Origin of the sequence: Pseudoalteromonas sp. TAE79 (genome assembly GCF_000498015.1) — a bacterium.
GTDB lineage: Bacteria > Pseudomonadota > Gammaproteobacteria > Enterobacterales > Alteromonadaceae > Pseudoalteromonas.
The window spans coordinates 1-1005 of record NZ_AUTL01000207.1 but is presented as its reverse complement, the minus strand read 5'-3'; the positions used below and the strand labels follow the sequence as shown (position 1 = coordinate 1005).

Annotated in this window: 1 protein-coding gene; it reads left to right on the top strand. The window is 42.2% G+C overall.

The features are described from left to right. Nucleotides 1-1005, top strand: a 1005-nt coding sequence (locus L655_RS0115435) for an IS4 family transposase (protein ID WP_024605506.1), incomplete at both ends; no start/stop codon positions are given.

Here is a 1005-nt window from a genome sequence, read left to right as displayed (position 1 = left end):
ATCGAAGAAGCCTATGCACTGACCGAAACCGTTACACTACGAAAAAGAAAACTAACCCTAGAATCGATGGCTTGGTTGTTGATCGGTATGGTTATTTATAATGACAAATCCATGGCCGATGTCGTTAATATGCTCGACATTGTTGACCGAGAAGGGAAGCCATTTGTTGCGCCAAGTGCTTTAACTCAGCGTCGTAAAAACCTAGGTGAAGCCGCTATGAAAGCCTTATTTGAATGTACCCAAAGACATTGGAATGAAGACGCTAACCACCCTCATTGGAATGGACTTACCTTGCTGGGTGTCGATGGTGTTGTTTGGCGTACGGATGACTCCCCCCAAAATAATGAGGCCTTTACAAAACCGACCAACACACAATACCCACAGGTCAGAATGGTGTGTCAAATGGAACTGAGCAGCCATTTAATAACGGGGAGCGCTTTTGATGATTACAAGGTCAATGAAATGGTACTGGCTGAAAAGCTTATAGAAACCACACCAGACAATAGCCTCACTTTATTCGACAAAGGTTTTTATTCTTTAGGGCTTTTACATAAATGGCAAACAACTGGCAGTGAACGCCATTGGCTAATCCCCCTGAAAAAAAATGTGCAATATGACGTTATTCAAACATTAGGGCGTAATGATAAATTAGTCCAACTTAGCAGTAATCCAAGAGCAAGCAAAATGTGGCCAACGCTGCCTGACACCTTAATAGCGAGGTTAGTGACTCGAAAAATAAAAGGGAAATCATACAGTGTGATGACATCGATGACAGATCCGATGAGATATCCATCAGCCGATATAGGCGATATATACAGTCACCGCTGGGAGATAGAGCTTGGTTATCGCGAACAAAAGCAATATATGCTGGGTAATCGATTAACATTAAGAAGTCGCTTACCAGCGCTTGTAAAGCAAGAGCTGTGGGGAGTGTTGCTTACTTATAATATGGTGCGATATCAGATGGTAAAAATGTGCCACACATTAAAAGGTGATTATTTACCG